This window comes from Nocardioides humi (assembly GCF_006494775.1).
Taxonomy (GTDB): Bacteria; Actinomycetota; Actinomycetes; order Propionibacteriales; family Nocardioidaceae; genus Nocardioides; species Nocardioides humi.
Genome location: NZ_CP041146.1, coordinates 3,440,916 through 3,466,547, shown reverse-complemented (window position 1 = coordinate 3,466,547; position 25,632 = coordinate 3,440,916). Strand labels below are relative to the sequence as shown.

Sequence of the window (25,632 nt, the reverse complement as noted above, 5' to 3'; positions counted from 1 at the left end):
TCTGGGCTCGCGTCGGGGTGGGTTCAGCAGTGACACTCATAGTGGTTTCCTCGCTGTGGCAGCAGTGGGGAGCCACCCGGTGGTCCCGGGACCCCGCTGCCGGTCGCTCACTGATCGGCGCTCGCTGGCGCACAGCCCTGTAGCCGGTCCGAGGGTCCTGGGCCACCGGACCCCGCAGAACTCATGCAGGACCTTGTTGTGGGTCGAGCCGCCGTGGCGGTGGTCCGGTGGGGACCAGGGGTGCATCAGCCGGTCATCTGAACCCGCTGACGTGAGGAAGGTAGTCCAGTGAGCGGCCTGCGCGTGCTCGTCGTGGACGACGAGCGGCCGGCGCTCGACGAGCTGACGTACCTCCTCGACGCCGACGACCGGATCGGCGAGGTGATCGCCTGCCAGTCCGCCACCGACGGCCTGCGGACCCTGCGCGAGCGCGAGGTCGACTGCGTCTTCCTCGACATCCAGATGCCCGGTCTCAGCGGGCTCGAGCTCGCCGAGGTGCTCGGCCGGTTCAAGCAGCCGCCACCGGTCGTGTTCGTCACCGCCCACGAGCAGCATGCCGTCGACGCCTTCGACCTGCGCGCGGTCGACTACGTCCTCAAGCCGGTGCGGCCCGACCGCCTCGCCGAGGCGGTACGACGCGTGCTCGGCGGCGCCTCCCCCCAGCAGGCGGCGACCGACACCCCGATCGCGGTGGAGCGCGGCGGCGTCACCCGGTTCGTGGACCGCGGCGACATCACCCACGTCGAGGCGCAGGGCGACTACGCGCGGCTGCACACGACGACCGGCGACGCCTACCTGGTGCGGGTCCCGCTCACCACGCTGGAGGAGGAGTGGGCCGGGGCCGGGTTCCACCGGATCCACCGCTCGCTGCTGGTGGCGCTGGCCCACGTGACCGAGGTCCGCAGCGACGCCGGCCGCACCTCGGTGCTCGTCGGCGACACCGAGCTGCCGGTCAGCCGCCGGCACACCCGCGCGCTGCGCGACGTCCTGGTCCGGCGAGCCCGCGCGGGATCGTGACTCGGGGGCCGCGATGACCGAGCGGGTGCGAGTCACCGGTCCGCCGCGGCACACGCCCGCCGGGCGGCCGGGCAGCCGGCTCGGCGACGTGCACGAGCAGACCGCGCTCGGCGACGTCTACCTGCGCTCGCTGCTGCGGGCGCAGCTCGGCCTGGCGGTCCGGCTGCTGGCGCTGCTGGCCGTCACGCTCGGCGTACTCCCGCTCGCCTTCCGCCTGTTCCCCTCCCTGACCGGCATCGCGCCCCTGGGGATCCCGCTGCCGTGGCTGCTGCTCGGCGTGCTGGTCCACCCGTTCCTGCTGCTGCTCGCCTGGCGCTACGTACGACGGGCCGAGCGCAACGAGCGGGTCTTCGCCGAGCTCCTCCACGACGACCGCGCCGAGGATGCGTAAGTGGAGCGCGCCGACGTACCCGGCCTCGTCGCGGTCGTGCTGGTCACCGTCGCGACGCTGGCGATCGGCACGTGGGGGCTGCGGTTCTCGCGGACCACGAGCGACTTCTTCGTCGCCTCGCGCACCGTGCGGCCGGGGCTGAACGCGTCGGCGATCGGCGGGGAGTACCTCTCCGCGGCGTCCTTCCTCGGCATCGCCGGGCTGCTGCTCGTCGGCGGCGCGGACATGCTCTGGTACCCGGTCGGCTGGACCGCGGGCTACCTCGTGCTGCTGGTGTTCGTCGCCGCCCCGCTGCGCCGCTCCGGCGCCTACACGCTGCCCGACTTCGCCGAGGCACGCCTCGGCTCCCGCACCGTCCGGGCCGTCTGCTCGCTGCTCGTCGTCGGCATCGGCTGGCTCTACCTCATCCCGCAGTTCGAGGGAGCCGGCATCACCCTGCGCTCGGCGATCGGCGCGCCCGAGTGGGTCGGCGTGCTCGTCGTCGCCGCGGTCGTGCTCGCCAACGTCACATCGGGCGGGATGCGGTCGGTGACCTTCGTCCAGGCCTTCCAGTACTGGCTCAAGCTCACCGCGCTCCTCGTGCCCGCCGCCGTCCTGGTGGCGGTCTGGTGGGGCGACGGCCGGCCCGCCGGCACGGTCGGCGGGGACAGCTGGTCGACCCCGGTCGCCGGCGACGGCGGGATCGGCCTCTACACGACGTACTCCCTCATCGCCGGGCTCTTCCTCGGCACCATGGGCCTGCCCCACGTCGTCGTGCGCTTCTACACCAACCCCGACGGCCGCGCCGCCCGTCGTACGACGGTCGTGGTGCTCGCCCTGCTCGGCCTGTTCTACCTCTGGCCCCCCGTGTACGCCGCCCTCGGCCGCGTGTACGGCGAGCGGCTGGTCGCCGAGGGTCGCTCGGACGTGCTCGTCCTCGAGCTGCCGCGGGCGATGCTCGACGGCGTCGGCGGTGACGTGCTCACCGGGCTGGTCACGGCCGGCGCGTTCGCGGCCTTCCTGTCGACGTCCTCCGGGCTGGCGATCGCCGTCTCCGGCGTCATCACCCAGGACGTCACCAGCCGCCTGGTGAGCGAGCACCGCGGCGTCGCGGCCTTCCGGATGGCCGCGATGGTGGCCGTCGTGATCCCCGTGTTCGCGGCACTGCTGGTCCGCAACGTCGGCGTCGCGCAGTCGGTTGGGCTGGCCTTCGCCGTGGCCGCGTCGACGTTCTGCCCACTGCTGGTGCTCGGCATCTGGTGGCGCCGCCTCACCGACACCGGCGCGCTCGCCGGGCTGGTCGCCGGCGGGCTCGGCGCCGGTGGCGCCGCGGTCACCACCCTCGCCGGCTACTCCCCCGGCGGCTGGACCGGCGCCCTCCTCGCCCAGCCCGCCGCCTGGAGCGTGCCGCTCGCCGCCCTGGTCATGGTCGCGGTATCGCTCGCCACCGCCGACCGGGAGCCCGCGCACGCCCGGCGGTTCCTGGTCCGGCTGCACACGCCGGAGTCGCTCGGCCGCTGAGCCCGTGCCCCGGTCACGGGGCTCGGGTACTGCTTGTCGCCGCCAGGGCGTCAGGCCTTGGTGACGGTCCCGTCCTCGGTACGACGAACCGCGTAGCCGACCGCCACCGCATCCCACACCGCCCGGTCGACCCGGGCCTTCGCGACTTCTTGACCACCACGCCTTCCCATGTCTCAGCCATGCAACGAACCTAGCTTCGCTAGCCGAGCGGATCCCCGATTCCGGTGAACCTTCCCCAAGCAGGCGCCCGGCCACCTACGGTCGTGCCATGACCGAGCTCGCACCCCCTGTCCCCACGCCCCCGCCCGCTCCCAGCCGGAAGCGCCGGGTGGCCGCGGTCGCCGGCGTGGTCGGCCTGGTCGCGGTGATCGGCGCCGGCACCTGGGCCTGGCAGGACTGGCTCGCCCAGGGGCCGCAGGCGGCGGAGGCGCTGCCGGGCGACACCCTCGCCTACGTCGGCATCGACCTCGACCCGCCGGGCGGCCAGAAGCTCGAGGCGTACCAGACGCTGCGCCGCTTCCCGGGCCTGGCCGAGCGGCTCGGCGTGAAGGACCAGGACGACCTGCGCCGCTCCCTGATCGACGGGGTGACGGCGGACACCGGCTGCGACATCGGGTACGACGACTTCGCGGACTGGGCGGGCGACCGGGCCGCGCTGGCCGTGGTGCCGCAGGACGAGCCGGAGCTGGTGGCGGTGGTGCAGGTCGGGGACGCCGCCAAGGCGCGCGACGGGCTGGCCGGGGCGATCGCGGGTTGCGGCGAGGAGGTGGGGTACGCGCTCGGCGACGGGTGGGCGGTGCTCGCCCGGACCGAGGAGGTCGCCCGGCGGGTGGTCGCGGACGGCCGCCGTACGCACCTCGGGGAGGACGCCGACTTCCAGGAGCTGACCGCTGCGGCCGGTGACGCCGGCGTGCTCACGCTGTACGCCGCGCCCGAGGCCGGGCAGGCGCTGCTCGACGCCGCCGAGAAGGAGCCCTTCCTCTCCGTGTTCCTCACCATGCCGCTGGGCGTCGCCGACCCGATCGACATGCTGTTGACGTTCTCGTCGTTCGTCGGCGTCGACACCTCGTTCGACGAGGACCTGCCGCCGATCCCGGCGGAGGAGCAGGCGCTCTGGGACCGGATGGACGACATGGACCAGCTCTCGCCGGAGGAGCAGGACCAGCTCATGAAGGACATGGACGCCTACTTCGCCGCCCAGGCCGACGACCTCGACGAGGCGGACCTGCCGGAGATCTCCGAGGAGGACTTCGCGATCCCCGTGTCCGACCAGGTCCGCGAGCGGCTCGAGCACTTCACCGGGCTCGGCGGCGTCGTTCGTCTCGACGACGGGGCCCTGGAGCTCGAGATCGTCGCCGACCCGATGTTCACCGGAGCCGGCGGCCGGTACGCCGGGACGGACGCGCTCGCGGCCGTCTCCCACCTGCCCGAGGACGCGGCCCTCGCGTTCGGCGGCGGCCTCGCGGACGGCTGGGCCGAGCGTGCGATCACCGGAGGCCCGCTGGCCTTCGGCCAGGAGCCGGAGGCGCTGCTCGCCGAGTTCGAGAAGACCACCGGCCTCACCCCCGCGGACCTCGAGGATCTCGGCGGCGACACGATCGCCTTCGTCGCGGCGCCGGGCTTCGAGAAGACCGTCGGCATCGGGGACGGCACGCCCGCGCCGCCGATCGCGGCACGGATCACCGGTGACGCCGAGAAGGTCGAGGCCGCCCTGGCGAAGGTACGCGCCGCCCTCCCCCAGGACCTGCTGTCGTCGGCCCGGTCCGGCGACGCCGTGGTGATCGGCGCCGACCGCGCCTTCGTGGAGCAGCTCGCCCGGACGAAGGGGACACTGGGCGACTCGGACCGCTTCCGCGACGCCGTGCCCGACGCGGAGGGCGCGCTGACGATCGCCTACCTCGACTTCGACCGCGGCGACTGGGCCAGCACGCTCAGCGACGGGGACCTGAAGCCGGCCGACCTCGCGCCGCTCGACACCGCGAGCATCACCACGGCCGCCGACGGCGAGCGGGAGCGGGTCGTCGTCCGGGTGTCCTTCGACGACTGATCCGCCGCCCGCCCTCGGCCCGGATCAGGCGGGGACGCTGACCAACGCCGGCGCCGACCCCGGCGCCAGCGCACGCGCCCGCTCGACCACCAGGTCCACGACCCGCGGGTGCGGGCCGAGGACGTCCGCGACCACCGCGGCGCCGGCGGCGAGCGCGTCGTGGCGGGCCCTGCGGTGGAAGTGGCCGGTGGCGAGGAGGTACGGCGAGACGGCGTCGCCGCTCCGCACGACCTGGGTGACCCTCGGACCGAGCCCGGCCAGGGTGGCCAGCCGGACCGGTGCGCCCCAGGCGTGGGCGAGCAGGTGCGCGGCGGCGTCGAGGTCGTCGAGGGCGGCGGGGTCGGTGGAGCCGGCGGCGACCATGACGACCGGCTGACCGGGCGTGGCGCCGGCGGCCCGGAGCCGGTCGACCTGCGCCGAGGCCAGCAGCGGGTCGGGGCCGAGCGAGCGGCCCAGCCGGACGTCGCCGCCCGGTCCGGCCGCCGCGACGGCGCCGGGCAGGTCCCGGCGCAGGTGGTACCCGGTCGAGAGCAGCAGCGGGACCGCCACCGCGGGGACGGCGAGCCCCGCGGCGACGTCGGCGAACAGCGGCGCGCAGAGCTCGACGTACGACGTCGTCGCGTCCCACCCCAGCTCGGCCGCGGCCGCCGCGGTGAGCGCCCGCGCCACCTCGTTGCCGGCGGCGGTGCGGGTGCCGTGGGCGACCGTGACCAGGTGCGCGCTCAGCCGGTCACCGCCAGGCGGTAGCCGCGCTTGACCACGGTCTGGACGCAGCGGGTCCCGAGGGCGGCGCGGAGGCGGGCGACGGCCATCTCGACGGCGTGCTCGGAGCCGGCGGTGCCGGAGGGCAGGGCGGCGAGCAGGTCGCGGCGCGAGACGACGGTGCCGGGGTTGACGAGGAGGGCCTGGAGGACGGCGTACGGCGCGGGCGAGAGCTTCACCTCGACCCCGTCGAGCAGCACGTCGTCGCCGTGCAGCAGGAGGGTGTGGCCGGCGACGTCGAGGGTGGTGCCAGCGGCGCGCGAGGGGAGCTCGACCTCGAGCTGCTTGACCATGGCGGCCAGGCGCGAGCGGTCGGGGTAGATCGACGGCACGCCCCACATCTCGAACGCGGCGGCGGTGACCGGTCCGACGCAGGACGCGATCACGTCGGCCTGGAAGGCGCCGACCACCTCGTCGCGGTGGCCGGTGGACGCGGCCGCCTCCATCATCGCGCCGACGGCGGGCGCCGCGGTGAAGGTGACCGCGTGCACGCGACGCTCGGCGATGTCCTCGATCAGGCCGAACATCGGCTCGGGGTCGGCGGCGCCCTCGACGCGGTAGACCGCCACGGTCGTCACCTCGGCACCGAGGCGGCGCAGCGCGTGCGCGGCCATCGACAGCGACTGGCCGTGCTCCTGGACGACGATCCGCTGGTCGGCGAGGTCGCGCCCGCGCAGGTGCGCGAGCACGTCCTCGAACTCCTCCGACTCCGGCGCCCACAGCTCGCGCAGCCCGAACCGCCGCAGCGCGCCCACGCTCTTCGGCCCGCGGGCCAGGATCTCGGCCCGGCCGAGGTGGGCGGCGAGGTCGTCGAGCAGGCCCCAACGCTCGGCCGCCCCGAACCACGACTTCAGCCCGATCCCGGTGGTCGCGACGAAGATGTCGACCGGCTGGCCGAGCACGTCCTCGGTGGCCGCCCGCAGCGCCGTCTCGTCGATCCGGTTGGGGTCGACGGACAGCGCCGGCGCGTGGATCACCTCCGCGCCGCGGCGCTCCAGCAGCGCGACCTGCTCCTCGGCCCGCCGGGCGGCGGTCACGCCGATCCTGAAGCCGGACAAGGGGTGGTCGCTCACGAGTCCATGATCTCGCGTCGCGCGCCGACGACCACAACACCGTCGACGACCCGCACGTCCCAGGTGGGTACGACGACGGACGGGTCGTCCAGGCAGGCGCCCGTGCGCAGGTCGAAGCGCTGCTTGAGCAGCGGGCTCGCGACGAAGGGCACCTCGTCCTCGCCTCGCGTGCCCACGATGCCGCGGGAGAGCACGGAGGCCCGGCCGAACGGGTCGAGGTTCGACAGCGCGAACACCTCGTCGTCGTACGTCCGGAAGACCGCGACCTCCTCGCCGCCGACGAGCGCTGGTACGCCGGACTCGCGCTGGATCCGGTCGAGCGGGCACACCGCCGTCCCGAGGGTGAGCGTGGTGGCGCCGGCGGTGCGGGGCTCCTCCTGGAAGCGGATCGCCGGCTCCGGCGCATCCGGGGCGTTGACGAAGGAGACGAAGCGGGCGAGCTTCTCGGGGTCCTCGATGGTGGCCTTCCACTCGTCGAAGTACGAGTCGACGTGGCGGGCCATGCCGGCCTCCAGCTCGTCGGCGAGCCCGAGGCTGTCGTCGACGACGACCTCGCGGACCCGCTCCAGGCCGCCGATCTCGTCGAGCCAGGTGGAGGTGCGCTGGAGCCGGTCGGCGGTGCGGATGTAGTACATGAGGAACCGGTCGAGGCAGCGGATCAGCTCCTCCCGCGTCAGGTCGCCGGCGAGCAGCTGGGCGTGGGCCGGGACGGCGCCGCCGTTGCCGCCGACGTAGAGGTTCCAGCCCTTCTCGGTGGCGATGATCCCGAAGTCCTTCGAGCGCGCCTCCGCGCACTCGCGGGCGCAGCCGGACACGCCGCCCTTGATCTTGTGCGGGGAGCGCAGGCCGCGGTAGCGCAGCTCGAGCTCGATCGCCATGCCGACCGAGTCCTGCACGCCGTACCGGCACCAGGTCGAGCCGACGCAGGACTTCACGGTCCGCAGCGACTTGCCGTACGCGTGGCCCGACTCCATGCCGGCGTCGACCAGTCGCTTCCAGATCGCCGGCAGGTCCTCCATCCGGGCGCCGAAGAGGTCGATCCGCTGGCCGCCGGTGATCTTCGTGTAGAGCCCGAAGTCGCGGGCCACCTCGCCGATCACGATCAGCTTGTCGGGCGTGATCTCGCCGCCGGGGATGCGGGGGACGACGGAGTAGGTGCCGTTCTTCTGGAGGTTGGCGAGGTAGGCGTCGTTGGTGTCCTGCAGCGTCGCGTTGGCGCCGTCGAGGACGTGGTGGTTGAGCAGGCTGGCGAGGATCGAGGCGACCGCGGGCTTGCAGATGTCGCAGCCGCGGCCCCGGCCGTGGGCCTCGACGATGTCGTCGAACCGGTTGTAGCCGTGGACCGCGACGACCTCGAACAGCTCCTGCCGGGTCATCGCGAAGTGCTCGCACAGCGACCTGTCCACGACCTTGCCGGTGGCGGCGAAGTGGTCCTCGACGATCTTCTTCACCACGGTCTTGCAGGAGCCGCAGGTGGCGCCGGCCTTCGTGCACCTGGTGACGCACGCGGCGTCGTCGCAGGGACCACCCTCGTTGAGCGTGGCGTCATCGGAGACGGCGGCGACGATCTCGGCCTTGGTGACGTTGTTGCACGAGCAGACCTGCGCGTCGTCGGGCAGTCCCAGCTCGACGCCGCCGCGGGCGGCCGGGAGGATGAGCTCCTCGGGGTTGTCGGGCAGCTCCATGCCGGAGCCGACGAGCGGACGCAGCACGCCGTACGACGACGCGTCGCCGACCAGGATGCCGCCCAGCAGCTCGTAGCCGCCGTGGTCGTTCTCCCGGACGACGAGCTTCTTGTAGATGCCGGCCACCGCGTCGGCGTACACGACCTCGAGGGCGTCCTCGGTGGCCGCGAAGGCGTCGCCGAAGGAGGCGACGTCGACGCCGAGCAGCTTGAGCTTCGTCGACATGTCGGCGCCGGTGAACGAGCCGGCGCCGCCGCCGAGCAGGGTGTCGACCACGACCTCGGCCATGGTGTACCCGGGCGCGACCAGGCCGTACATCCGCCCACCGGGCGCGGCGCACTCGCCGATCGCCCAGATGTGCTCGTCGCTGGTGCGGCACTGCTCGTCGACCAGGATGCCGCCGCGCTCGGCGATGTCGAGGTCGGCGGCCCGGCCCAGCGCGTCGCGGGGCCGGATGCCGGCGGAGAAGACGACGAGGTCGACGTCGAGCGGGTTGCGGTCCTTCAGGGCCAGGCCGGTCACCTTGTCCTTGCCGAGCACGGCCTCGGTCATCGCGCCGGTGTGCACGGTGAGGCCGAGCGTCTCGATGTGCCGGTTCAGCGTGGAGCCCGCGGCGTCGTCGATCTGCACCGCCATCAGCCGCGGGGCGAGCTCGACGACGTGGGTCTCCAGGCCGAGCTGGTGCAGCGCGTTGGCCGCCTCCAGGCCGAGCAGGCCCCCGCCGATCACCGCCCCGACCCTGGCCCTCCGCGACGCCGCGCGGATCGCCTCGAGGTCCTCGATGGTGCGGTAGACGAAGACGTTCTTGAGATCCTTGCCCGGCACCGGCGGCACGAACGGGAACGCGCCCGTCGCCAGCACCAGCTCGTCGTAGGTCAGGTCCTCGCCCGTCGCGAGGGTGATCACCCGCTGGCGCGGCGAGATCGCCACGACCTCGGCCCTCAGGCGCAGGCTGACCCGCGGGTCGTCGTACCGTCCCTCGGGGAGGAAGGACAGCGCGTCCGCGCCCCGCTCGAAGAAGGAGGTCAGGGCGACGCGGTCGTACGCCGGGCGCGGCTCCTCGCCGAGGACCGTTATGTCGTAGGTCTCGGTCAGCCCGCGCTCGATGGCCGCCTGCACGAAGCGGTGGCCGACCATGCCGTGGCCGACGACGACCAGGTGCTTGCGCTGGTTCATGGGGTCAGGAGCCTTTCGTGGCGAGGGCGGGACGGCTGCTGAGCAGCTGTCGCACCGTGCTGGCGCAGCCACCGCAGCCGGTGGTCGCGCGGGTGGTGTCGCGGACCTGCTCGAGCGAGGAGCAGGCGCGGATCCGGCCGGCGGTGACGCCGGCGCAGGCGCACACCTCGGCGTCGTCGGGGAGGACCCCGACCACACCGGCGCCGTTGCCGCCGTCCTCTCTCCGCTCCGGCAGCAGGAGGTCGCCGGGCTCGCGCGGGCCGAGGACCGTCCGCCGGTCGAAGTGCTGGGTGATCAGGCCGACCCGGGACAGGTCGCCGACGAGCGTGGCGGCGACGATCCGCCGGTCGCGGACGACGATCCGCCGATGCGACCCGGACAGCGGGTTGGCCACCTCGACCACCTCGCCGCCGGCGGCCTCCTCGGCCGCGGCGTCGCCGAGCACGGCGACGTCCAGGTCGGTGGCGCGCAGCCGGGCGACGACCCGGCTGCCGTCGTACCTCACCGTCTCGCCGCACAGGACCCCGGCGAGGACGCCGGCCTGCTCCCAGGCGGGCGGCACGAAGCCGGTGGTGCGGCCGGAGTGCTCCGCGCAGTCGCCGAGGGCGTGGACGCTCGGGTCGGTGACACTGGCGAGCCGGTCGTCGACGACGATGCCGCGCCGGACCTCCAGGCCGGCGCCGCGGGCGAGCGCGGTCGACGGCCGGCCGCCGGCGGTGAGGACGACGAGGTCGGTGTCGAGGGTGTAGCCGTTGTCGAGGCGCAGCGCGGGTCCGTCGGCACCCTCGCCGAGCCGGACGGCGCGGGCACCGGTGTAGACGGCGACGCCGAGCCGCTTCAGGTCGCGAACCAGGATCCGGCCGGCGGCGGTGCCGATCTGGCGGTGCAGCAGGTGGTCGGCGCCTTCGACGATCTCGGTCGCGAGACCGCGGGTGCCCAGCGCCCGCGCCACCTGCAGCCCGAGCAGCCCGCCGCCGACCACGACCGCGCGCCGGCTCCGCGGCAGCGCGGCGACCAGCCGCTCGCAGTCGGCGAGCGAGCGGAACGCGTGGACCGCGGGGTGCAGCGAGCCGTCCATCCGCACCAGGCCTCGGATCGGCGGCAGCGTCGGGATGCTGCCGGTCGCGAGCACCAGCGCGTCGTACTCCACGCGCTCCGATCCACGGATGGGCGCCGTCGCGAGCGGCGTCGGAGTGGTGCGCTGGCAAGGCGCGGGCGCGACGGCGGTCTGGTTGCACCATCGAGCGTCCGCAACGCCGCCAGCGTGCTGCTCCGGCGTCGCGCAGCAGGCGGGCATCCGTGGATCGGAGTGCTGGGTGCCGTCGACGAGCATGACGTCCCGGCGCTCGCGGTCGATCCCGAGGACCCGGGCGCCGAGGCGCAGGTCGACGCCGTGGGCGGCGTACCACTCCGGCGAGCGCAGCGTCAGCGCGTCCGGCCGGTGCGTGCCCTCGAGCACGGCGGAGAGCAGGATCCGGTTGTACGGCGGCGCGTCCTCGTCGCCCAGGACGGTGATGTCCGTCCGGTCGGGCGCCCGGCGCGCGACGAGCTCCTCGACCAGCCGGGTGGCGGCCATCCCGGAGCCGACCACGACGATCCGCGGGCGCTGCGGGCGCGGGTGCGGTGCGTCGGGGCCGGGCGGGGTCATGGAGCCATCGAACGACACGCAGGTTTCGCATCGGGGCGCTCGTGTAACACCCCGATGTCAACGAGTCCTCACGACCTCACCAGGTCCCGCCTGAGGTCCCCCAGGAGGTGGCGTGCGTGCATCGCGGCGCGTAGCAGCCGCCACCTCCTGGGGGGATCTCGTACGGTCGGGGACATGGTGGAGCGCCGTACCCGCGTGTCGCGGGCCACGTACGGCGCCGCCCTGGTGGCCTTCGTGGCGTGGCTGCCGTTCCTGCGCACGCCGCTGGAGTCGGACGAGAGCGGCTTCCTGCTGGTGGCCCGGCAGTGGGCGCCGGGGAGCTCGCTGTACGGCGACCACTGGGTCGACCGCCCGCCCCTGCTGATCTGGATCTTCCGGCTGGCGGACCGGCTCGGCCCGGTCGACCTGGCGGAGATCGGCGCGATCGCCCCGGGGGTGAAGCTCGTGGGGGCGACCGCCAGCGCGCTGGCCGTGCTGCTGGCCGGGGTGCTCGCGGCCCAGCTGGCGACCGGCCCGTCGCGCTGGACCGTCCGGATCGTGCCGATGCTCGCGGCGGCGCTGCTCTCCAGCCCGCTGCTCGGGATGCCGGCCACGAACGGCGAGGTGCTCGCGGCGCCGTTCATCCTGCTCGGCGTGGTGTGCCTGGTCGCGGGGCTCGCCGGCCCCCTCCGGCCGCGGGCCGTGCTCCTCGCCGCCGGTGCGGGCGCGGCCGCCGCCTGCGCGGCGCTGGTGAAGCAGAACATGGTGGACGTCTTCGTCCTCGCGCTGGTCCTCCTCCCCCTGTCCGCGGGCCGGGTCCCCCAGCTCGTCCGCCGGACGCTGGCGTTCGCGGCCGGCGCGCTGGCCGCGCTGACGATCGTGCTCGCCGCGTCCGCGGCCCGGGGCACCTCGCCGGCCGCGCTCTGGGACGCCGTGGTGGTGTTCCGGTTCGAGGCCTCGGCGGTGATCAGCGCGTCGGCGTCGTCCGCGACGTCGGACCGGATGACCGTGGTGGCGCTGGCCTTCCTCGCCAGCGGAGCCGCCGTCACCCTCGCCACGACCGGCTTCCTCGCCGCGCGCACCGCCGTACTCCACGGGCCGCGGTCCGCTCCCCTCCCGGTCGCCGCGCTGGCGATGGCCGCCTGGGAGGTGCTCGGCGTCGCGGCCGGCGGCAGCTACTGGCTGCACTACCTGACCGGCCTGGTCCCCGGCGTGGTCCTGCTCGCCTGCCTGGTGCGTCCCCACGGGCGCCGGCGGATCGTCGTCACCGCCTGCCTGGTCGGCACCGCCCTCGCCTGCCTCACCGCCTGGGTGCTCCATCTCGCCGACCCCATCGAGCCCGAGCTCGCCACCGACGCCCGCGCCGCCCACTACCTGCGCACCCACGCCGACCCGTCCGACGGCGTCGTGGTCGCCTTCGGCCGCCCCGACATCGTCGCCGCCAGCGGCCTCTCCAGCCCCTACCCCCACCTGTGGAGCCTGCCCGTCCGCGTCCGCGACCCCGACCTGACCGAGCTGCAGGCCGTCCTCACCGGCCCCGACCCGCCCCGCTGGATCGTGGTGTTCGGCGACCGGGTCGACTCGTGGGGGATCGACGGCGACCGCGCGCAGGCGTACCTCGACGAGCACTACGCCGAGCAGGCGTCGTTCGACAACCTGCATGTGTGGAAGCGGGAGTGAGCCGCGGCTGTTGAGGCCGCCCTGCAACCATCGGGTTTGCGGCGTGCGGGGCGGTGGAGTCAGCCGTCGGGTGGGTCGAGTGGGTGGGTGCCCTGGTGGTCGACGCGGAAGGTGAATCCGTTGGGGCTGGTCCACTCATAGGAGCCGGGCATCAGGATGTCGTAGGACCATGCGGAGTGGGTCTTGGCGCGATGATGCCTACGACACAGCGCCACCTCGTTGCACGGACAGGTAGGCCCGCCCTCGCCGTAGGGTCGGGCGTGGTCGAGGTCGCAGCGGGTGGCTGGCCTGGTGCAGTGGGGGAAGCGGCACGTGTGGTCGCGCAGGGCGATGTGGGTGCGGTGGCGGTCGGGGATCTCGTAGGAGTCGATCGGGATGTGGTCGGCGAGGTCGATCACCGGTCGCACGATCACGGTCGAGGCGGAGCCGAGCCACTCGCGGATCTGCTCGCTCGACACGGGGACCTGCTGGTCTTCCCATCTGCCGACGGGGTTCACGCCGGTCAGGGTGGTGTCGGTGATGTGCACGTTCACGACGGCTTTGCGACCCGGGGAACCCAAGGACCCTGGTGAGCCGGGGCCGGGTCCGTCGAGGTCGAGCATCAGGTCGGCGCGGGCCAACTCGCCGAGCGCGATCGAGCGCCGCACATCGAGCGAGGACGCGTCCCCGAGGTCCCCGAGCAGACGGGCGCGGCGGGCGATCGCGGCGTCCAGATCACGCCCATCAGCGGCGTCGAGGACTCCGGAGAGGTGCACGATCCCGTGGGTGTTGCCGTGGGTGTCGGGGTCCCCGACCTCCACATAGCGCTGGTCCGCGGCCGTCGCGCGGTCGGCTTCCGCGCGTTCGGGGTCGTGGCGGAGGATCGCTTCGGCGATCAACCGGTCCAACTGCGCCCACCCCACCCCGGAGGCGTGGACGAGCTGCCGGTCCACGAATCCAGCGGCGTCGGCGTTCAGCGCGTGGGTGAGGTCCGCGATCCGCTCGGCCCGCCACGGGGTGAGCCGACCCGCGACCACGGCGGCATAGACGGTCGGGAGCCGCCAGGCGCACTCGATGACCCGCCCCACATAGGCACGTCCACCGTCCGGCGAACGCCCGAGCACCGCGACGAGCTCCATGAGCGCGAACTCCGACACCAACGGTGCCCCGTCCCCGGCGATCGGGACCCCGGTGTCCAGGTGCCCGTCGGTGATCGTCGCCGCACCCTCCGGTGTGGCGACGACGTGGTCGCCGGCCCAGGTGACGATGGCCTCCCACTCCCTGATCTGGGAGGCCTGGCGTCCTTCGACCTCGGCCCGGATCGCGGACAGCACGCCAGCCGAGCGACCAGCCGAGCGGGCTGTCGTACGGGGCGCGGTTCCGAGATCCATGACACAGATTCTCCCACCCACCCCCGACACCACGAAACGAGCAGACCCCCGCCTGTGGACAGGCGAAAGTCCCTTCCGATGGTGTGGACGAACAACGGCTCCGATCATGACGAACGAGCCTGTCGAGGCCGCGACCACAGGGGGCAGACACGGACGACCCTGGGGTCGACAGCGGCGACCAACCAACCACCGCGACCGCCGCGGACCGCAACCACGTCCTCTCGGTCGATCGGCCTTGCGTCGAGCGACCCGCAAGCCGGCGGACGTCGACGCAGATTCCCCAGGGTCAGATCAACCCCGCGGCTCGACCTACACCGATGCACCGAACTCGAACCTCGACGGCCGTCGGCACCGCTCAGACCAGCACGTCCGCCGCACACACCTTGAACTCCGGCATCCGACTGGACGGGTCGAGCGCGTCGTTGGTGAGCCGGTTGACGCCGACCCAGTGGAAGGGCACGAACACGGTGTCGGGGCGGATCGTGGTGACCACGCGGGCGGGCGCCTTCATCTCGCCGCGGCGGGTGCGGACGACGACGGGCAGGCCGTCGTGGGCGCCGATCCGGTCGGCGAGCATCGGGTGCATCTCGACGAACGCGCCGTCGTCGGCGAGGTCGCGGATCCGGCGGGTCTGGGCACCGGACTGGTACTGGGCGAGGACGCGGCCGGTCGTCAGGTGCAGGGGGTACGACGAACCGGGCTCCTCGGCGGGACCGGCGTACTCGGGTACGACGAACCGGGCGCGGCCGTCGGGCGTCGCGAAGGAGTCGGCGAACAGGCGCGGGGTGCCGGGGTGCTGTGCCTGGCCTTCGGGGACAGCGGGACAGGGCCAGAAGACGCCCTTCTCGTCGGCGATCCGGGCGTAGGTGATGCCGGAGTAGTCGGCCTTCCCGCCGGCGGACGCACGGCCGAGCTCGGCGAAGATCTCCTCCGGATCGGTCGGGAACGCCGCCGTGGCGCCCAGCCGCAGCGCCAGGCCGGCGATGACGTCGAGGTCGCTGCGCACGCCGTCGGGTGGGGTGATCGCCTGCTGTCGCAGGATGACCCGGCCCTCGAGGTTGGTCATGGTGCCGGTCTCCTCGGCCCACTGCGTGACGGGCAGGACGACGTCGGCGAGCGCGGCGGTCTCGGACATCACGATGTCGCAGACGACGAGCAGGTCGAGGGACTCCAGCCGCTGCGTGATGTGCGTGGCGTTGGGCGCCGAGACCACGATGTTCGAGCCGAGCACGAGCAGCGCCCGCGGTCCGTCGTACCGGCCGAGCGCGTCCAGCAGCTCGTACGCCGACCGGCCCTTCCCCGGCAGGGAGGACGGCGGGACGCCCCAGACCCCGGCGACGTGGGCGCGGGCGGCGGGGTCGTCGATCATCCGGTACCCCGGCAGCTGGTCGGCCTTCTGGCCGTGCTCGCGTCCGCCCTGGCCGTTGCCCTGGCCGGTGAGGCAGCCGTAGCCGGCGTACCGTCTGCCGGGCATGCCGAGGGCCAGGGCGACGTCGATCCAGGCGAGCACGGTGGCGGTGCCCTGGGCGTGCTGCTCGGCGCCGCGGGCGGTCAGCACCATCACCCGCGGGCGTCGGTCGCTCCGCTCCCCGCCGGCTGACGCCGCGGCCCCGGCGAGCATGGCGACGAGGGTGCGGAGCTCGTCGGTGGCGATGCCGGTGGTGCGCTCGACCCGCTCGGGCCACCAGGCGGCCGCGGCGCGTCGTACCTCCTCGAAGCCGGTGGTCCTCGCAGCGACATAGGACTCGTCGACCGCGCCCTGGGCGTCCAGCAGGTGCAGTACGCCGAGGCCGAGGGCGAGGTCGGTGCCGGGGACGGGCTGGAGGAAGAGGTCGGCGCGCTCGGCGGTCGGGGTGAGCCGCGGGTCGACGACGACCAGCCGGCCGCCGCGCTCGCGGAGCCGGTCGAGGTGGCGGGCGGCGGGCGGCATGGTCTCGGCGAGGTTGGAGCCGACGAGGACGACGACGTCGGCCTGCTCGACGTCGGCCAGGGGGAAGGGCAGGCCGCGGTCGACGCCGAAGGCCTGGTTGCCGGCGCTGGCGGCCGAGCTCATGCACCAGCGGCCGTTGTAGTCGATCTGGCTGGTGCCGAGGGCGACCCGGGCGAACTTCCCGAGCAGGTAGGCCTTCTCGTTGGTGAGGCCCCCTCCGCCGAAGACGGCGGCGGCGTCCTTGCCGTGGGCCTCCTGGAGCGCGCGGAGCCGGTCGGCGACCAGGTCGAGAGCCTCGTCCCAGCCCGCGGCCCGCAGCGCGCCCGTCGTACGGTCACGTACCAGGGGCGTCGTGAGCCGCTCGCGGCTGCCCCGCAGCCCGCCGGAGGTCCAGCCCTTGCGGCACATCGCGCCCTCGTTGACCGGGAACTCCTCCCAGGCGCCGACCTCGATCCCGCCACGACCCCGGCTGGAGACCGTCATGCCGCACTGCAGGCTGCAGTACGGGCAGTGGGTGCGCGTCGCCGGGGCTGCCATGGGCCCCATTCCACGGGATCCGCGTTTCGCCGTGGGGGGCTCCGGCGGCACGCCGGTGTCACGGAGTCCTCACGGTCTCACAGGACGACCCGCTGTCCGGCGGGGCCGGGCGGCAATGAGACCGTAGGAGCTTCTCGACAGAGGCCTCACCATAACCGGCGGTGGCGTCGTCGTACGTCCGAAGGAGCACCGTGAACGACCTGAACCCCACCCTGCAGCCCGTCTTCGACGAGATCCTGGCGCGGAACCCCGGCGAGACCGAGTTCCACCAGGCCGCTCGGGAGCTGCTGGACAGTCTGGGCCCGGTCGTCGCACGCCACCCGGAGTACACCGACGCGGCGATCATCCGCCGGGTGTGCGAGCCGGAGCGGCAGATCATCTTCCGCGTCCCGTGGGTCGACGACGCCGGGCAGGTGCAGCTCAACCGCGGCTTCCGGGTCGAGTTCAACTCCGCGCTCGGGCCCTACAAGGGCGGCCTGCGCTTCCACCCGTCGGTCTACCTCGGCATCGTGAAGTTCCTCGGCTTCGAGCAGATCTTCAAGAACGCGCTCACCGGCATGCCCATCGGCGGCGGCAAGGGCGGCTCCGACTTCGACCCCAAGGGCCGCAGCGACGCCGAGGTGATGCGCTTCTGCCAGTCCTTCATGACCGAGCTGTACCGCCACATCGGCGAGTACACCGACGTCCCCGCCGGTGACATCGGCGTCGGCGGCCGAGAGATCGGCTACCTGTTCGGGCAGTACAAGCGGATCACCAACCGCTACGAGTCCGGCGTCCTCACCGGCAAGGGCATCGGCTGGGGCGGCTCGCTGGTCCGCACCGAGGCCACCGGCTACGGCACCGTCTACTTCGCCAACGAGATCCTCAAGGCGCGCGGCAGCTCCTTCGAGGGCAAGACCGTGATCGTGTCGGGCTCCGGCAATGTCGCGATCTACGCCGCCGAGAAGGCCGCCGCGCTCGGCGCGTCCGTCGTCGCGTGCTCCGACTCCAGCGGGTACGTCGTCGACGAGAAGGGACTCGACCTCGACCTGCTCAAGGAGGTCAAGGAGGTGCGCCGGGAGCGCCTGTCGTCGTACGCCGAGGCGCGGGAGTCGGCCCGCTTCGTCGCCGCGGCCTCCGCCCCCGGCACCTCCGTCTGGGACGTGCCCTGCGACATCGCGCTCCCCTGCGCGACCCAGAACGAGCTGGACGGCGACCACGCGCTGGCCCTGGTCCGCAACGGCTGCACGGTCGTCGCGGAGGGCGCCAACATGCCCTGCACCCCCGCGGCCGTGAAGGTCCTCACCGAGGCCGGCGTCGCCTTCGCCCCGGGCAAGGCCGCCAACGCCGGCGGCGTGGCCACGAGCGCCCTGGAGATGCAGCAGAACGCCTCCCGCGACTCGTGGAGCTTCGCCCACACCGAGGAGCGGCTCGAGGACATCATGGTCGGCATCCACGCCCGCTGCCTCGAGACCGCCGAGACCTACGGCGCACCCGGCAACTACGTCGCCGGCGCCAACATCGCCGGATTCATCCGGGTCGCGGACGCGATGCTGGCGCTCGGCGTGATCTGACCGGGACGGCGCCCCATGCGAATTCGTCGCGGAACGGCCCGAATCGCGACGAATTCGCATGGGGCGCCCCTCAGACTCCGGCGTCGGCGTACCTCCGGCCGCGGCGGCAGTAGACCGCCCAGGTGACGGCGGCGCACACGACGTAGAACGCGGTGAAGACCGCGAAGGCGCTGCGGGTGGCGCCGAGCGGCTCGCTGACCCACGGGCTGTTGAACGTGATCGGGATGAGGAAGCCGCCGATCGCGCCGACGGCGCCGATGATGCCGACCGCGGCGGAGGACCGCTTGGTGCCGTCGAGGAGGGCGAGCTCGCGCTCGGGGTGTCGGCGGTGGTGGCGAGGACCGCGTCGGTGCGGTGGATCGCGGGGATCATCTTGTACGTCGACCCGTTGCCGATGCCCGTGCAGGCGAACACCAGCAGGAAGACGCCGAGGAACAGCGGGAAGACCGCGGCGTTGGCGTCGACGGCCGCGGTCTGCGCGGCGCCTTCGGCGGCCGGGATCGGGGTCAGCAGCGACAGGGTGCCGAGGATCCCGAGGGTGCCGAGGACCAGTCCGGCGAAGGCCGCCAGCGTGACCCGGGCGCCGCCGAACCGGTCGGCGAGGTGGCCGCCGAGCGGGCGGGTGACGGAGCCGACGAGGGCGCCGAGGAAGGCGTAGTAGGCGAAGTTGATGCCGATCCCCGGCGCCATCGGGCCGGCCTGGTGCCAGAAGTTGAGCTTGATCAGCAGCGGCATCGCGGCGGAGTAGCCGATGAACGAGCCGAAGGTGCCGATGTAGAGGAACGCCATCACCCAGGTGTGCCGGTGCTTCAGTACGCCGAGCTGCTGGCGGGTGTCGGTGCGCGCGTTGGACAGGTTGTCCATGCACAGCAGCGCTGCGAGCACGGCGACGACCGCGAGGCCGGCGTACACCCAGGCCGCCCGCTCCAGGTGGATCCCGCCCTCACTCGCCCTGACCAGGCCGAAGACGCCCGCGCCGCCGACGATCACCGGCAGGAACAGCTGGATGATCGCGACGCCGAGGTTGCCGCCCGCGGCGTTGAGGCCGAGCGCGGCGCCCTTGAGCCGGGCGGGGTAGAAGAAGTTGATGTTCGCCATCGAGCTGGCGAAGTTGCCGCCGCCGAAGCCGGCGGTCGCGGCGATCACGCAGAACATCCAGTACGGCGTGCCGGGCCGCGTGACGGCGTACGCGAAGCCGAGCGTCGGGACGAGCAGCAGCCCGGCGCTCACGATCGTCCAGTTCCGGCCGCCGAACCGGCCGACCGCCAGCGTGTACGGCACCCGGATCAGCGCACCGACGAGGTTAGGGATCGCCACCAGGAAGAACAGCTGCTGCGGCGTGAAGGCGAACCCCTGCGCGACCAGGAACGCCGAGCTCACGCTCCAGATCAGCCACACCGAGAACCCGAGGTGCTCGGCGAAGATCGACCAGACCAGGTTGCGCCGGGCGATCGGCGCGCCGGTCGACTCCCAGAACGCCGGGTCCTCGGGACGCCAGTCGTCGATCCACCGGCCCCTGCGACGGTGCGGGGTCGCTTCGGGCGCGCGGGCGGCGAGGTCGCCGCCACGTGGACTGGTCAGGGTCATCGCAGGCTCCTGGCAGGGACGGAGGTCCGGGTGGTCGTCCCTCAGCGTCGGCGGCCGCGGTTTCGGCCCGGGGCGTCCGGAGGTTTCCTCTCGTCAACTCCGCCTCACGGGCTCACGCGCCCTCACGGACTCACGGGATCACGAGGAGACCGGCGCGGAAGGCACGCGTAGCGCGTCGAGACGACCGAACCGAGGTACGCCGACCACGACCGCGCCCACCAGGCTGACCAGCAGCCCGGCCGATGCCGCGCGCAGGGCCCACTCGGTGCCGGCCGCGCCGGCGACCACGCCGGCGAGCGCGGCACCGAGGGGGCTGCCGCCCCAGGCGATCAGTCGCGCGGTCGTGTTCACCCGGGACTGGAGGTGGTCGGGAGTGACGACCTGGCGGGTGACGATGCCGTTGACGATCAACGAGGTCATCGCGAAGTTCAGGACGGCGAGCAGCACCAGGGCGAGCGGCACCGACGAGGCCGCGGAGAGGGCGAGCAGGGCGGCGAGCGCCACGGCGTACCCCGACGTGGTGATCGCACCGACGCCCCAGCGCCGCTGCACCCGCGGCAGGGCGAGGCTCGCCACGAAGGTCCCGAGGGCGCCGGCGGCGAACAGCCAGCCGAGCGCCGGGGAGTCGGAGGCGAGGCCGAGCTGCTCCACGCCGACCACGACCAGGAGGCCGGAGGCCGCGCCGCCCGCCAGGCTGGCGCCGGTGCCCAGGACCGTCAGCCAGCGCACGACCGGGACGGACCAGATGAAGCGGAGGCCGTCGCCGACCTCGCGGCGCAGGCGCCGGCCGGCGACCGGCTCCGGTGTCGTCTCGCTGCCGGCCCAGCGCAGCCGGGAGACGACGGCCGAGGCCAGCAGGTAGCCGAGGCCGTCGAGCCCGAGCACGAGCGCCGGCGAGGTGGTGGTGACGAGCACGCCGGCGATCAGCGGGCCGACCAGCCCGATCGCCGTACCCACGGTGACGAGGGTCGAGGTGGCCGAGGCGACCCGGCCGCGACCGACCATCTGCGGGACGAGTCCGAAGGACGCGGCGTCGGCGAACACGAAGAGCGTCGAGATCGCGAGGGCGACCGCCAGCAGCTGCGCGAAAGTCAGGATGCCGAGCAGGTCCGCCGCCGGGACGGTGAGCAGCCCGAGCCCGCTGAGGGCACCCGTGACGACGAGCACCCGGCGACGGTTCCACCGATCGACCAGGGCGCCCGCGGGCAGCCCGACGACGAGGTACGGCGCGGTCTCGGCGGCCGCGATCAGGGCGGTGAGCGTCGCGCTGCCGGTGAGCCGGTAGACGAGGACGGGGAGCGCCACCATCGTGAGGGCGTTGCCCGCCATGGCGACCGTCCGCGCCGCGAGGAAGCGGCGGTACGTCGGGTCGGCGAGGGCGCCGGTCCGGGGGGAGGTCACAGGCTCGGCGGGGGCAGCAGGAGCAGGGAGTCCGGGGTGGGCGGCCGCCCGGCGACCTGGCTCCAGCGCGGCAGCCCGTAGTAGGGGAAGGCCGCCGGCGCGTTGGGGACCAGGCCGCGGGCGCAGACCCGCACCACGCGCAGCGGGGTGAGCGCGATGTCGGGAGTGGTGAGGTCGCAGACGACCACCTCGTGGCCCGCGGCGGCGAGTGCCGCCCGCAGTCCCGGCTCGGTGCCGGTGGGCAGCTCGTCCAGGCCGACCGTGGCGGACGGCTCGGTGAACCGCGGCAGCAGCGCGCGCTGGACGGCGGGGTCGAGCCAGACCTGGGCCTGCGCGCCGAGGTCGCGGACCGCGGCACACTGCTCCCCGGACACCGCGAGGTAGTCGCGATCGGGGCGGTGGGGCAGGTAGAGGCCCTCGGAGAGGATCCCGGCCCGCACCGCGTCGAAGACCCAGCCGTCGGCCTCGAGCAGGCCCTGGGTGAAGACCCAGCTGTGGATCGCTTCCAGGGTCGCCTTGATCGCCGTCTCCGCGGGGTCGAGCTTGGCGGAGAAGCCGCCCGCGACGATCCCGGTCACGGCGTCGTGGACCACGGCGGCGACCACCGGTACGCCGAACCAGGCCGGCAGCGCCAGCAGGTGGAGCTCGAGTCGCGAGCCGGCCAGGTGGTCCAGCAGGCCGGGGACGGTGGCCGGGTCGATGCCGGGGGCCGGCAGCCGGAGATGCCACCACAGCGACAGGGAGTCGCGCTCGACCAGCTCGAGCAGACCCCGCCGGGTGGCGTCCTCGACGTCCTGGCCGGTCGCGATGCCGGCGTAGTTGACGTGGTGGAGGAAGGCGTCGCGGCGGCGGGAGCCGGTGCGCCAGTTGAGGTGAGCCCAGGACGCGGGCACGAGCACCGGTCCGTCGTCTCCGCGTCCCTCGACCCAGGCGATCGCGACGTCCTCGGTGAACCGGGCGAAGGGGAAGCCGGCCCGGTCGTGCTGCCAGTCCGCGAAGAAGCGCAGGTCCTCCGGCCCGAGCAGGCGGTGCCCGGCCGCCGCCAGCTCGCGCGCCGAGCCGCGGCGCACGCCGTCGGGGACGTAGTTGCCGCAGTAGCGCTCGACCGCCTCGCCGATCGCGGCGATCCGGGCACCCTCAGGGTCGCCGAAGGTGGTCCCCAGCGAGACCCGGTCGCTCGGCCAGTTGCCATGGACGCGGGAGTCGGCGACCTCGGCGGTGATGCCGACGTATGCCGGCGGCAGGCCCTCGAGCCGTTCCACGGGGTGCAGCCCGGTGACCAGGCCGAAGTGGGGATCGACGAGGGCGTCGACGGGCAGGCTGGTCATGCGGAGAGCTCCAGGCGGTGATCCGGGACCGGCAGCGGCGGCCGGTGCGGGCGGGCGTAGCGGGGGAAGTCGTCGGGGGTGACGCGGAGGGCGAGCGCGGCGCGCTCGTCGTCGGTGAGCACGACGGGACCGAGGGTGATCCGGTCGCCGAAGGCGGCGCCGTGGGCCACCTCGCGAGCGGTGCCGTCGGGGCGGCGTACGACGAGCGAGGCGCACCACTGCGCGGCCGGGCCGGTGGCGGCCAGCCGGACCGACGCCAACGCCGGCGGGGCGTCGCGGACCGCCCCGGCGCGGTCGATCGTGGTCGCGCCACTGGCCGGCGCGCCGTCGAGGACGGTGCCGAGCCAGTCGAGGATCCGACGGGCCCGGCCCGCGCCGGCCAGGCCGTGGTCCCACGGTCCGAGCACCAGCCGGGACGGACCGCCCCAGGCCGCCCACAGGTCGACGGTGTCGTGGGCGAAGTGGTCGTCGGTGCCGCCGATCACCAGCAGCGGGCACGCGACCCGGGACACGGCCGCCGCGCGCTCGGCGTCGCGGCGGCGGGCCGCGACGACCTCGGCCCACGGTCGCCTCACGTCCTGCGCCAACCACCAGCCCAGCCGGGAGGCCAGCTGCAGCACGCCGCCGCGGGTCCGGGCGGTCTCGCCGAGCCCGAGCGCGGGCACGGCGACGACGACGCCGTCCGGCGGCGTCGTCAGCGCGGTCGCGAGCGCGGTGTGCGCGCCGTACGACGTGCCCATCAGGATCACCGGGGCCGCGGCCCAGGACCGGACCCACGCCAGGAGGTCGGGTCCGTCGGAGCAGCCGTTCTCGGCGTACGGATCGAACCGGCCCGGCGAGGCGTGCCGCCCGCGGACGTCCTGCACGACGAGGCCGATGCCCCGGGAGGTCCAGCCGTGCGCCTCGCCGACGTGCTGCGCGGCGCCGTACGGCGTGCGGCAGACGAGCACCGCCCGCGGCGGCCCGTCGGGCAGCCAGGCGTAGGTGGCCAGCCCGCCGACGCGGACCTGCCGGCTCCTCATCGCGGCGCGGCCGGCACCGGCAGCACCGGGTGGCGACTGATGGTGAGCGCGACCAGGTCGACCACGACCGCCTCGTGGGCGGGGCGCTCGGCGCGGAGCAGCTCGGCGGCGACCTGGACGGCGGCCAGCTCGAGCCCGGCGCCGGTCAGGGCGCTGACGGCCGAGCGGACGCCCCGCGCACCCGGAGCGGGCACGACGCGCCGGTCGGCGTCGCGGTGCACGGTCGCCGCGCGGTGACGGGCCGCGACCTGTGCGGCCGGGACGGCGGGCGGGGACAGCACGACCCGGTGTCCGCTCGCCCAGCAGGCGGCGGTGGTGGCCGGCAGGCGGGCGAGGGGCCGGTCGTCGTCGAGGGCGGCGACGGGCGTGCCTCCGGCCTCGATGCCGGCGCCCATCCGCAGGAGCGCGGCGCGCAGCGCGGTGGCGAGCACACCGTCGCCGGCCACGTCGACCCGGACCGGCGCCGGGTCGGCCAGGCCGGCGTCGACCAGGGAGGCGAGGGCCGCGCGCGCCTGCGGCGGCCGGGGCTCGTCGCCGAGGAGCAGCGCGTCGAGCAGCGCCTGCAGGTCGGCGTCGTCGAGTCGCACGTGGTGGTGGACATCGCCGGCGAGCAGCACGTGCCCGTCGCCGGTGGCGTAGAGCGCGACGTCGGGACGCAGCCGGACCGAGGCGGGCAGCCGGTGCAGGCTCGGCGGGGTGGGGGTGGGGTTCATGGGGACCTCGTCGAAGGGGTCGGCCCCCGCGCACCTGAGACACGCGGGGGCCGACGGATGGACCGGTGGGTCAGTCGCCCTCGGTGGCCTCGACCTCGTCGAAGGGGTTCTCGACGAGGGCGTTGCTGTGACCGGCGCTGTGGGTGGACAGCTGGGCCCGCTGGCCGACCGGGGTGAAGAACTCGTTCATGGCTCTCTCCTTGCTTGCAGGGTGCGCGACCCACGGAACGGGGCCGCGGTCGGGACTGTATCTATAATGAGAATGATTCTCAATCTTATTTCGAGAGATTCTTCTCGACGGCGTCGAGCACCAGGCCGAGCGAGATCGTGCCGCGGCCGGTGGCCCAGACCGCGGCCTCGACCTCGACCACGCGGCCCGCGCGCGCCGCGCCCAGTCCCGCCCAGATCGGGTCGGCGGCGAGGCGCTCGCCCAGCGGCTCGGTGTCCACGGAGGGCGAGAACGCCTGCGCGAAGATCACGTCCGGGTCGACCGCCGCGATCTGCTCCACGGCCACGCTGGCGAACGGGTCGTCGCCCGCGGGCCACGGATAGTCGCTGACCTCGGCGAGAAGGGAGCCGACAGGGGTCTCGACCGAGTCCACGCCGAGACTTCCCGGCTCGCCGTACATGGACAGCGTCGTGAGCTCGCTACGGTTCTCCGCCGCGGCCTCGACGCGCTCGACGAAGCCGCTCGCCCTCTCCTCAGCGGCATCCTCGGTCCCCGTGAGCTCGCCGACGGTGCGCAGGAAGGCGACCGAGTCCCGCCAGGAGCGGGGCTCGACGAGGAAGAGGGGTGCGTGCGCCTCGACCGCGGCGCGCAGCCCGTCCTGGGCGCCGGCGAGCCCGATGACCAGGTCGGGCGTCGCCAGCGCGATGTCCTCGACGTTCTCCTCGCCGAAGCCGCCGGTGATCTCGCGCATGTCGGCGTCGGGCCCGGCGTACCGCTCGTCGAGGGCCAGGGCCTCGCGGTAGGCCACCGGCGTGATGCCGACCTCGGTCAGCGCGTCGACGCAGATCATGGTGAGGCAGGCGATCCGGGTCGCGGGGGCGTCGAGGGTGATCTCGGTGCCGGTGTCGTCGGTGACCGTGATCGATCCCGACGGCGGGCGGGCCGCGTCGGCGGCGTCGGCCTCGTCGGCGGCGTCCGAGGCGCCGCAGGCGGCGAGCAGCGAGGCGGCGAGCAGGGCGGCCGGCGCCAGAGCGGCGAGGCGGGTGGACTTGCGCATGGATTCT

18 protein-coding genes and 1 pseudogene are annotated in these 25,632 nt (G+C 74.0%); 6 read left to right on the top strand and 13 right to left on the bottom strand.

The features are described 5' to 3' along the window. Window positions 1–288: 288 nt before the first annotated feature. The 4 genes from FIV44_RS16935 to FIV44_RS30615 all read left to right on the top strand — a co-directional run bounded on the left by FIV44_RS16935 (window position 289) and on the right by FIV44_RS30615 (window position 4,955). Window positions 289–1,017 carry a LytR/AlgR family response regulator transcription factor gene (locus FIV44_RS16935; protein WP_141005456.1) on the top strand — a complete coding sequence of 243 codons (729 nt, stop codon included), beginning with the start codon at window positions 289–291 and terminating at the stop codon, window positions 1,015–1,017. 13 nt (window positions 1,018–1,030) lie between these two features. After that, window positions 1,031–1,408: a DUF485 domain-containing protein gene (locus FIV44_RS16930; RefSeq protein ID WP_141005455.1), complete on the top strand. Its 378-nt coding sequence runs from the start codon at window positions 1,031–1,033 to the stop codon at window positions 1,406–1,408. Then, window positions 1,409–2,908, top strand: a complete 1,500-nt coding sequence (locus FIV44_RS16925) for a sodium/solute symporter (protein WP_141005454.1) — start codon at window positions 1,409–1,411, stop codon at window positions 2,906–2,908. It begins immediately after the preceding gene. A 268-nt stretch (window positions 2,909–3,176) separates the two neighbouring features. Beyond that, window positions 3,177–4,955 carry a hypothetical protein gene (locus FIV44_RS30615; protein WP_181410640.1) on the top strand — a complete coding sequence of 593 codons (1,779 nt, stop codon included), beginning with the start codon at window positions 3,177–3,179 and terminating at the stop codon, window positions 4,953–4,955. 24 nt (window positions 4,956–4,979) lie between these two features. Here the strand turns inward: FIV44_RS30615 and FIV44_RS30610 are convergent, their stop codons facing one another. Genes FIV44_RS30610 through FIV44_RS16900 form a run of 4 tightly spaced genes read right to left on the bottom strand, consistent with a single transcriptional unit; the run spans window position 4,980 to window position 11,299 of the window. Next, on the bottom strand, window positions 4,980–5,669 hold the full coding sequence (locus tag FIV44_RS30610; RefSeq protein ID WP_281285873.1) for a sirohydrochlorin chelatase: 690 nt from the start codon (window positions 5,667–5,669) through the stop codon (window positions 4,980–4,982). Window positions 5,670–5,677: 8 nt separating this feature from the next. Beyond that, window positions 5,678–6,790, bottom strand: coding sequence for a uroporphyrinogen-III synthase (locus FIV44_RS16910; RefSeq protein WP_141005452.1), 1,113 nt, complete (start codon window positions 6,788–6,790; stop codon window positions 5,678–5,680). After that, the gene (gene nirB / locus FIV44_RS16905) at window positions 6,787–9,651 is read right to left on the bottom strand and encodes a nitrite reductase large subunit NirB (protein WP_181410638.1); all 2,865 of its coding nucleotides are present in this window, start codon (window positions 9,649–9,651) and stop codon (window positions 6,787–6,789) included. The genes FIV44_RS16910 and nirB overlap by 4 nt, the downstream gene beginning before the upstream one ends. A 4-nt stretch (window positions 9,652–9,655) precedes the next feature. Next, entirely contained in the window at window positions 9,656–11,299 is a 1,644-nt protein-coding gene (locus tag FIV44_RS16900; protein WP_141005451.1) for an FAD-dependent oxidoreductase, read from the bottom strand. Window positions 11,300–11,473: 174 nt separating this feature from the next. On the opposite strand from FIV44_RS16900, the gene FIV44_RS16895 reads away from it, so the two are divergent. Next, window positions 11,474–12,958: a hypothetical protein gene (locus FIV44_RS16895; RefSeq protein ID WP_246086472.1), complete on the top strand. Its 1,485-nt coding sequence runs from the start codon at window positions 11,474–11,476 to the stop codon at window positions 12,956–12,958. 59 nt (window positions 12,959–13,017) lie between these two features. Here the strand turns inward: FIV44_RS16895 and FIV44_RS16890 are convergent, their stop codons facing one another. Together FIV44_RS16890 and FIV44_RS16885 are read right to left on the bottom strand one after the other, a co-directional pair. Beyond that, complete coding sequence (locus tag FIV44_RS16890; protein ID WP_141005450.1) at window positions 13,018–14,328, bottom strand: HNH endonuclease signature motif containing protein; 1,311 nt, start codon at window positions 14,326–14,328, stop codon at window positions 13,018–13,020. Window positions 14,329–14,683: 355 nt separating this feature from the next. Beyond that, the gene (locus FIV44_RS16885; RefSeq protein WP_141005449.1) at window positions 14,684–16,795 is read right to left on the bottom strand and encodes a molybdopterin oxidoreductase family protein; all 2,112 of its coding nucleotides are present in this window, start codon (window positions 16,793–16,795) and stop codon (window positions 14,684–14,686) included. A gap of 200 nt (window positions 16,796–16,995) precedes the next feature. Between FIV44_RS16885 and gdhA the strand changes: the two genes are divergently transcribed. Further along, window positions 16,996–18,348, top strand: a complete 1,353-nt coding sequence (gene gdhA, locus FIV44_RS16880; RefSeq protein WP_219996522.1) for an NADP-specific glutamate dehydrogenase — start codon at window positions 16,996–16,998, stop codon at window positions 18,346–18,348. Window positions 18,349–18,819: 471 nt separating this feature from the next. Here gdhA and FIV44_RS16875 read toward each other — a convergent pair. The 7 genes and pseudogenes from FIV44_RS16875 to FIV44_RS16850 all read right to left on the bottom strand — a co-directional run. Then, a pseudogene (locus FIV44_RS16875) lies at window positions 18,820–19,935 on the bottom strand (MFS transporter); the annotation flags it as partial. Between the two features lie 138 nt (window positions 19,936–20,073). Continuing rightward, complete coding sequence (locus tag FIV44_RS16870; RefSeq protein WP_181410637.1) at window positions 20,074–21,336, bottom strand: MFS transporter; 1,263 nt, start codon at window positions 21,334–21,336, stop codon at window positions 20,074–20,076. Beyond that, window positions 21,333–22,664: a YcaO-like family protein gene (locus FIV44_RS16865; protein WP_141005446.1), complete on the bottom strand. Its 1,332-nt coding sequence runs from the start codon at window positions 22,662–22,664 to the stop codon at window positions 21,333–21,335. The genes FIV44_RS16870 and FIV44_RS16865 overlap by 4 nt, the downstream gene beginning before the upstream one ends. Then, window positions 22,661–23,686: a CocE/NonD family hydrolase gene (locus tag FIV44_RS16860; RefSeq protein ID WP_141005445.1), complete on the bottom strand. Its 1,026-nt coding sequence runs from the start codon at window positions 23,684–23,686 to the stop codon at window positions 22,661–22,663. Before FIV44_RS16860 ends, FIV44_RS16865 begins: the two co-directional genes overlap by 4 nt. Continuing rightward, a complete protein-coding gene (locus tag FIV44_RS16855) occupies window positions 23,683–24,399 on the bottom strand; it encodes a hypothetical protein (RefSeq protein ID WP_141005444.1) in 717 nt (238 codons plus the stop codon). The genes FIV44_RS16860 and FIV44_RS16855 overlap by 4 nt, the downstream gene beginning before the upstream one ends. A gap of 70 nt (window positions 24,400–24,469) precedes the next feature. Then, window positions 24,470–24,589, bottom strand: coding sequence for a streptamidine family RiPP (amiA, locus tag FIV44_RS32325; RefSeq protein WP_246086471.1), 120 nt, complete (start codon window positions 24,587–24,589; stop codon window positions 24,470–24,472). 85 nt (window positions 24,590–24,674) lie between these two features. Continuing rightward, window positions 24,675–25,625: an ABC transporter substrate-binding protein gene (locus FIV44_RS16850; protein ID WP_181410636.1), complete on the bottom strand. Its 951-nt coding sequence runs from the start codon at window positions 25,623–25,625 to the stop codon at window positions 24,675–24,677. Between the last annotated feature and the right edge of the window lie 7 nt (window positions 25,626–25,632).

Bases quoted from the DNA above. Each gene is read 5' to 3' on its own strand.
- FIV44_RS16930 (WP_141005455.1), top strand. From the start codon at position 1,031: ATGACCGAGCGGGTGCGAGTCACCGGTCCGCCGCGGCACACGCCCGCC.
- FIV44_RS30615 (WP_181410640.1), top strand. From the start codon at position 3,177: ATGACCGAGCTCGCACCCCCTGTCCCCACGCCCCCGCCCGCTCCCAGC.
- nirB (WP_181410638.1), bottom strand. From the start codon at position 9,651: ATGAACCAGCGCAAGCACCTGGTCGTCGTCGGCCACGGCATGGTCGGC.
- FIV44_RS16900 (WP_141005451.1), bottom strand. From the start codon at position 11,299: ATGACCCCGCCCGGCCCCGACGCACCGCACCCGCGCCCGCAGCGCCCG.
- FIV44_RS16895 (WP_246086472.1), top strand. From the start codon at position 11,474: ATGGTGGAGCGCCGTACCCGCGTGTCGCGGGCCACGTACGGCGCCGCC.
- FIV44_RS16890 (WP_141005450.1), bottom strand. From the start codon at position 14,328: ATGGATCTCGGAACCGCGCCCCGTACGACAGCCCGCTCGGCTGGTCGC.
- FIV44_RS16885 (WP_141005449.1), bottom strand. From the start codon at position 16,795: ATGGCAGCCCCGGCGACGCGCACCCACTGCCCGTACTGCAGCCTGCAG.
- FIV44_RS16865 (WP_141005446.1), bottom strand. From the start codon at position 22,664: ATGACCAGCCTGCCCGTCGACGCCCTCGTCGATCCCCACTTCGGCCTG.
- FIV44_RS16860 (WP_141005445.1), bottom strand. From the start codon at position 23,686: ATGAGGAGCCGGCAGGTCCGCGTCGGCGGGCTGGCCACCTACGCCTGG.
- FIV44_RS16855 (WP_141005444.1), bottom strand. From the start codon at position 24,399: ATGAACCCCACCCCCACCCCGCCGAGCCTGCACCGGCTGCCCGCCTCG.
- amiA (WP_246086471.1), bottom strand. From the start codon at position 24,589: ATGAACGAGTTCTTCACCCCGGTCGGCCAGCGGGCCCAGCTGTCCACC.
- FIV44_RS16850 (WP_181410636.1), bottom strand. From the start codon at position 25,625: ATGCGCAAGTCCACCCGCCTCGCCGCTCTGGCGCCGGCCGCCCTGCTC.